This is a genomic window from Streptomyces sp. NPDC058663 (genome assembly GCF_042716745.1).
Lineage (GTDB): Bacteria > Actinomycetota > Actinomycetes > Streptomycetales > Streptomycetaceae > Streptomyces.
Window position 1 is genome coordinate 124,010 of the sequence record NZ_JBHXRV010000022.1, and the last position, 6,711, is coordinate 130,720.

Consider the following 6,711-nt stretch of genomic DNA (forward strand, 5'->3'; position numbering starts at 1 on the left):
AGGTCCATGGTCGTGCGTCTATGAGAGCGCCCGCAGTTCGCCTGCTACCCCACTACGTTCAGGCCAAGATATCCGCTGCACGTTTTCAGACAGCCACGCATGCGCAGCCTTCAGCGGCACTGGTGAGTGGACACTCGCTGTGCCCTGGGGGGATGTCATCGTGCCAACTGAGCCGACCGAAACAGCGTGGAAGATCCAATCAGCCGTCGCGGATGCGACGGCCAAAGCGGACGCGAAGGCCGCACTTGCACTAACCCTGCAGTCCACCATGCTGGCCGTTCTAAGTCTCCTGGCGAGTTCCCGGCGGGCGGCAGGCGAGTTCGAGTCCATCGCGGGACAGTCGCTGTTGTGGCTCGGTGTCGTACTCATCATGGCGGGTGCCTGTTGCGCGGCGTGGGCTATTTCTCCTCGACTTGGCAAGGAGCGTCGAGGGCCCGACCCGAATGGCGATTTCCTGTACTTCGGACACCTGCGGCTGATGGAACCAGCGGCGCTGGAGAGGTCGTTGCGAGACGCCGACCCGCTGCCTGCGTTGACACGGCAGATGGTGGTGATGAGCGAGATCGCCTGGTCCAAGCACCGCCGGGTCCAGTGCTCTCTCATCCTGGCAGTCGCGGGCTGTTGTTCCTTCGCCGTAGCCACCCTTTTTGCGTAACGCGCCGGGAGGTACTGCGATGAGTTTCCTTTCCCTCGCTTCCCCTTGTGTGTGGCGTGACTTGATCGACCGGGGGCATCGGCGCACCTATCGGAGCCAAGCCGTGTTGCTGGCTCAGGGTGAGTCACCCGACGGCGTCATCGCGCTGGTCGACGGTCTCGTCAAGGTGGTGCAGGGCAATGAGGCCGGCGATTGTTTGACGTTGATGCTCCGCGGCCCTGGTGAAGTCCTTGGCGAGATGGGTGTGCTGCTTGACCGGCCGCGTTCGGCGACCGTGACTGCGGTACGTCCCTGCACCGGTGTCGTCATGGCCGCGCATGCCTTTCGTGGGTATGTGGCTCGGCATCGCTTGGAGTCGGTCCTGTACCGGCTGAGCGTGGACCGGCTGAACAGCCAGGAACGTCTGCGCGCCGACCTTGCCCATCTTCCGCCGTTAGCTCGTCTGGCACGGGTGGTCATCCATCTCGCAGACGAGGTGGGTCACCGTGACACCGGTGGCGGTATTGCTGTCGAACTCGGCATACCACGTGAGGACCTAGCCACGATGGCGAATATGAGCCGGTCGTCTGCGTTGGCCGCTCTCGCACGTCTGCAGTCCGACGGCATTGTCACGCTCGGCCGTCGGAGGCTCGTTGTCACGGATCCTGTTCTGCTCAAGGCCGCGGCTCAGGACAACCGGGCGGGGGACGGCGGTCAGTCGCCGAGCGGAACTCCCGTAATGTGACGTGGCCCACGTCTGAACCGTCCAGCGCTGGACGGTTCGCTCCCGGCTCCTCAAACAGGGTGGTGCTCTCCCCGCTGCAAGGGCAGGGAGAGCGACGGGAGGAGCGGCACATGCTGCCTTCATGGGAACCCTTGTGGCCCTACCGAGCCGTACTGGCCGTGGACGCCAGGGACTTCGGATCACTTGACAGCAAGAGCATGCAGCGGGTCAACGCTGATATCCCACCCCTGCTGGCCCAGGCGTTGAGCGCCAGCAACGTCAGCGCGCACTGGGAACGGCGCGTATTCGGCGCGCACACGGGCGACGGCTATGTCGCCGGCGTGGACCCCGAGGTCCTGCCCGCGTTGGTAGGGCACTTCCCCGACGCCCTTCGCCAGGCGCTCACCCGTCGACGGGTTGAGAACCCGCACCTCAAGCCGCTGCAGCTGCGGGTCAGCATCCACGTCGGGCCGTTGCCTCAAAGCGGTCTGGGCGTGCCCATGGTGCACACCCACCGGCTCCTGGACGACAAGACGCTGCGAGCGGTGCTCGAGCGCGGAAATCCCGAGATCACCAACACCGCAGTCATCGTTTCCCAGCGGGTGTACGAAGACGTCTTCGACAGCGGCTGTGTCAACGATGACGCACTGCCCGCGCACTTCCACCGGCATCTGGTGCGGGTGAAGAAGTTCGAACAGCCGGCCTATTTGCACCTTCCGGGCTTCGACTGGGGGCTCGCGGATCCGGACATCTTCGAGCCGTCCGCTGCGGCGGGCGATGAGGAAGAGCCGGGAGCCGAGGCACGCGGGGCGTCGGCCCCTACGGCCCCTGTGGGTCCCGGTGCGGTGACCTTCAACCAGCACGGCGAGCACGGCAAGCAGGGCTACAACTTCTACGACGAGCGGGGGCAGCAATGACCGACCGCAGCGCCGAATCACCCGACCCGGCGTCCCACGGAACCGATCCGGTGGCACCCCCGGTGCCCAAGGTTCCGGCCGACGCACCGATGTCGCCCGCGGCGAACCTTAACCAGTACGGCGACAACAGCGTGCAGGCGTACAACTACGCCGTGCACCTCAACGGTGACTACGTACAGACCCTGCCCATCCTCGGCAGCGACCCCGCCTATCAAGCAAGCGAGGACAGGCGCTTCGTCGAGCCCAGGGAGCCGAACCGACTGCCCGACGCCGCCAAGGTCCTCGAAGCGCACGGACTAGTGGTGCTGTGTGCACCCGCCGGCAGCGGCCGGCGGACCGCGGCTGTACGGCTCCTGCGCCGTGTCGCGGCACTAAAGGCGCCAGGGCTGTTCGACCTGGAACCGGAGTGGACCAAGCCCGGGACCCAGTGCCTGCCGGTCCAGTCGGCGACGCGGTACGTACTCGATCTCACCGACCTCCCAGACAAACCGCCCGCCCGCTTCGGCCAGGACCTGATCCATCATGGAGCAACGCTGCGTGCAAAAGGGTCCTTCCTGGTGGTGCTCGCCACCCCAGGCGACTGGCAGGGCACGTGGGCGGAGGCCACCGGCCACGTCACCGTACGGCTGGAACCGCCCAATGCCCGACGCCTGGTCGAGGCCGAGCTCGACGCGCACGGTAACGAGGACCGGGTGGCCTGGCTAGCGGACGACAAGCTCTCACCGATCTGGGAAGCCAACCCGTCCGCCCGTGAGGCGTGCCGACTGGCCGGACTCCTCGGTGCCGCCAAGGACAGGGAACAGCTCAAGGAAGCCGTGGACCGTTTCGGGGACTGGCGCACCAAGGTGGAGGAGCTGCTTAACAAGCGCGAAACGGGGGATGGGAGTCCGTCGTTGTTGTCCACCCGGATCACGGTGTGGGCGGGAGCGTTGCTCGACGGAGGGCGGCAAGGTTCCATCGTCCGGGCGTCCGACGACCTGCTCGCCTCGCTGGGCCAGCCCCGCGGGCCTGCTGATGTGCTTACCGATGCGACGTCGTCCCGACGGCTCCAAGAGGCCATGATCAAACCAGCTGGCGACCGTGCCCACCACGACCGCACCTGCCAGGGGCTGCCCTCGGCGATCCTGCGTCATCTGTGGGACGAGTTCCCCACCCAGCGCACCCTGCTGACGACGTGGGCGGTCGGTGTGGCCGCGAATCGGTCCGTCCCGGAGGACGACGCCCGTCTGGCGAGCGAGGCCCTTCTGCACCTGGCCGTGCGTCGGCACGACAGGCATGTTCTCGATGCTCTCGCGACGGGGCTCACCGACCGGCGACGATTCTTGGCCGTTGAAGCCCTCACGAAGGCCGCGACCGACGCCGAACTCGGCCGCTACGTCCGGGACCGCCTCCTCAACTGGGCGGAGTCCAGCAATGCGGAAAAGGTCGATCTGGTCATCGACGTCTGTGGCGGGCCCTGGGGTCTGGAGCAGCCGGCCCTCGCCCTCACCCGCCTGGGCAAAGCAGCGGGCGAGAAGGAGTTCGGCGCCCAGAAGCTAATCGACGCCTTCCGGGAGCTCGCCCGGCACGCTCCTGGCCTCGTGGACAAAACAGTCGTGCAGTGGCTGAGGAAGCATGGAGCCGAGGCCGGTGGAAAGGCGCGCCGCCAGGCGTTGGGGTCCTTCCTTGCCCTTGTCTCCAGTGACACGGGTACGGACCTCATCCTCGCCTCGGCCCGCGATGCCTCGAGCCGGGAGTACTTCGCCCATGCCTGGCAGACGCTGCTGTCCACCAACGACGCCGTGACCGCTGTGCTCGACCAACTCCTCCGGTGGCAGGAGCGGTTCGAGCACGATGCCGACCACCGGGGCGCGGTGATTGCTCTGCTCGCGAAGGTCTTCGCCCCACCGTGGCTGCGAGTGCCGCTCGACCGGTTGTTGGTGGCGGACGGAGCGGGGGTCCGGCCGTTCTGGCGGGACGTCCTCGGCTACGCCGTGCAGCACGACAGTCTCGCCCAGCAAGCGGCGGAGGCATGAGCGATCATCCCGGTCCCTGGTGGAGAAGGCGGGTTGGCCGGTTCACCACGTACTGGCCCACATGCCTGCCGGGCATCCGTTTCCTGGCGCGTGGCAGTCTCACTCATCTGACCCCGCTTCGGGGGACCGGGGCACACCGCGCGACCGCCGCACGAGCGGCGGCCCGCCTGGCCCTGGACGAGCTCGGCCGTGGCATCGCAGGGAAGCACCTGCCCGAGGAATTGGAATGTGCTCAGCAGCGTCTCACTTTGGCGGTCTCGCCGTGGCACAACCCCGATGGCCATCCCAACCTGTGGCTCAGGGCACGGCTCACCTTGCTGCTCCCCCAGCAGGACGCCGACCGAGCCCTGAGACATCAGAACGCACTGCGCGAAGTTGAATTGCAGCTCGCACAGGACCGATTGCGCCGACAGGAGCTGGCCCGGGCCGTCTGCACCGACCGGGAAAGCGCTCGCCTGTGGTGGCTGGAGAGACATCTGGACGACCTGCCGACCCTCAGCTGGGAGACGTTCAAGGACACGATCCGCCCTCTCGCGGCGACGTCCGTCACCGAGCGCACGCAAGCCGAGCAGCTCGCCCACACCCTCCTCTACGTCTGGGAGCAATTGGACGACGTGCCGGGACGGCAGGCACGGTTCACGGCCACCGCCCACACGCTCTTCGAACAGATGGGGTGGGCCGACCGGTTCCCCTGGCCGTCGCCGTCTAGCGACCTGGAGTCCGTCGCGCCGTCACCCACGACCGTCCCCTTCGTAACAGAGGATGAGCAGTGAAGACCGCCGTACTGCGCTGGCTGCTCGACCCACTCACCAGTCTCCTTGCCGTACGCCTGTGGTCACGGGAGCGCGGCCGCAGATCGTATGACACCGCGTGGCGACTGGCCAGAGTCATGCGTCACCCGGATGAGCTCCTGTATCGCGTTCGCGGCCACCGCCCTGACGACCCTGAGGACGCGCTTCCTTGACCACGGAACAGTGCCGTTTGTTGCGTCAGACGAGCCCAGGTGGGCGCGGAGTAATCGGTGTCCCCAATTGGGTGGCCCCTTCGTGGCCGTCCGCGCCAGACTTCCCCTGGTTCCCTACCGCGCGGGTCGCGTCGATCAGGGGAGGGTTAGCCGTCTGGCGGCCGGGCGGGGTGTAGCTCGGCACGTAGCAGGAGATCGACTGCGGACAGGTCGGAGGGCCTCCCGGGGCCTGACGCGTGCGGAGGACACGCGGAGGGCAGCTGCGTAGAGCGTCCTCGGGGACGATCGCGGCGGCCACTAACGCGTGGGCCGTTGTTTGTTCTTCAACTGATCGGCCAGATCGGAAAAGATGCCGCACCCGGAGACCAGCGCGGTGACCCGATCCAGCGCCTGCTGATCCGCGAAGGGGTTCAGCGAGAACCGCAGCTCGGGTACTCGGCTGCGGGTACTGATGGTCAGGCCGCCGACGGCCAGGAAGTCGTCGTCGGCTTCCCAGAGGGCGTGAAATACCTCCGGCCAAGACCGTAGATCCGGCAGGTCGCCACCACTCAGGTTAACGATCAGCACGGTCGGCATCAGCCTGGCTTGGCGCCGCTTGCGCTTCTCCCGGAGCACCCCGGAGGCCACATCCTGTGCCATCGCAGTGACGTGAGGACTTTTGAACGGGGCGGACATGGTCGTGTAGCCATTGCCGCAGCTGACCCGGATGTCCAACCAGGAAGCCGGAATGTCGTCTTCAGGGCGTGCCGGGGCGGCTTCGACGCGCAATGAGGTGACGCCAAGGCTGCCGTCGGCAGGAAGGAACGCCTGCACAACCGCGTCCCGGACGCTGGCTCTGATGGTCACGGGTGGGATCGGGTCCGTGCATATGCTGACGGTTGCTGGCAGGCCGCGTTCCCGGAGACCTCGAATCAGGGCGTAGCTGAGGTCAGAGACACTCCGCGGGTGGCGGGAGCCGATTTCGATACCGAAGGTCTCCTGACCGCACTGCAGGAGCAGGTCGGGTCCCTCGCCGGTGTTGAACCGGAACGGAACGCCGGCCTCGGCCAGTTGCGAGGCGACCGTCAACTCGGTGAGGTGTGTCCGGAAGTGCTGCATGCCCGCTTCGCTCATGTCCGTGAACGCGCGGAAGTCCCGCCGCTTACCGTCCAGCCCCACCGGCGCAGCTGCTTCCAGAATGGACAGGGTCTGCTCCACGGGCACCAGGATGACGCTCTTCCACCAAGCCGAGACGACGACCGGGTGCAGGTCCGGCCGGCGGTACTCGAAGTACCGGCGCAGCGGGTGCGAATCTGAGCCGCCCAGCCATCTGCGTAGGGCCGGGAGATCGTTGCTGTCGGTCTGCGAGTTCACGCTCCGATGCTAGTCTTCTGAGTCAGGAATTCTGTTCAGATGTTTAGACTTGGTCTGTGGCACGTACTGGACGGCCGAAGGCCGAGTTAGTTCTGTCGGACGAG

General features: G+C 66.6%; 6 protein-coding genes. 5 read left to right on the plus strand and 1 reads right to left on the minus strand.

Annotated elements, in window-relative coordinates:
• The first annotated feature begins 160 nt into the window (after window positions 1–160).
• The 5 genes from ACFWVV_RS18285 (at window position 161) to ACFWVV_RS18305 (ending at window position 5,063) form a co-directional block, all read left to right on the plus strand.
• A complete protein-coding gene (locus tag ACFWVV_RS18285) occupies window positions 161–655 on the plus strand; it encodes a Pycsar system effector family protein (RefSeq protein ID WP_384351881.1) in 495 nt (164 codons plus the stop codon).
• Window positions 656–674: 19 nt separating this feature from the next.
• The gene (locus tag ACFWVV_RS18290; protein WP_384351884.1) at window positions 675–1,379 is read left to right on the plus strand and encodes a Crp/Fnr family transcriptional regulator; all 705 of its coding nucleotides are present in this window, start codon (window positions 675–677) and stop codon (window positions 1,377–1,379) included.
• Between the two features lie 110 nt (window positions 1,380–1,489).
• Window positions 1,490–2,275 carry a hypothetical protein gene (locus ACFWVV_RS18295; protein WP_384351886.1) on the plus strand — a complete coding sequence of 262 codons (786 nt, stop codon included), beginning with the start codon at window positions 1,490–1,492 and terminating at the stop codon, window positions 2,273–2,275.
• Window positions 2,272–4,290 carry a hypothetical protein gene (locus ACFWVV_RS18300; protein WP_384351889.1) on the plus strand — a complete coding sequence of 673 codons (2,019 nt, stop codon included), beginning with the start codon at window positions 2,272–2,274 and terminating at the stop codon, window positions 4,288–4,290. Before ACFWVV_RS18295 ends, ACFWVV_RS18300 begins: the two co-directional genes overlap by 4 nt.
• A 248-nt stretch (window positions 4,291–4,538) precedes the next feature.
• Entirely contained in the window at window positions 4,539–5,063 is a 525-nt protein-coding gene (locus ACFWVV_RS18305; protein WP_384351892.1) for a hypothetical protein, read from the plus strand.
• Between the two features lie 488 nt (window positions 5,064–5,551).
• Here the strand turns inward: ACFWVV_RS18305 and ACFWVV_RS18310 are convergent, their stop codons facing one another.
• Window positions 5,552–6,607 carry a hypothetical protein gene (locus ACFWVV_RS18310; protein ID WP_384351894.1) on the minus strand — a complete coding sequence of 352 codons (1,056 nt, stop codon included), beginning with the start codon at window positions 6,605–6,607 and terminating at the stop codon, window positions 5,552–5,554.
• Window positions 6,608–6,711 lie beyond the last annotated feature (104 nt).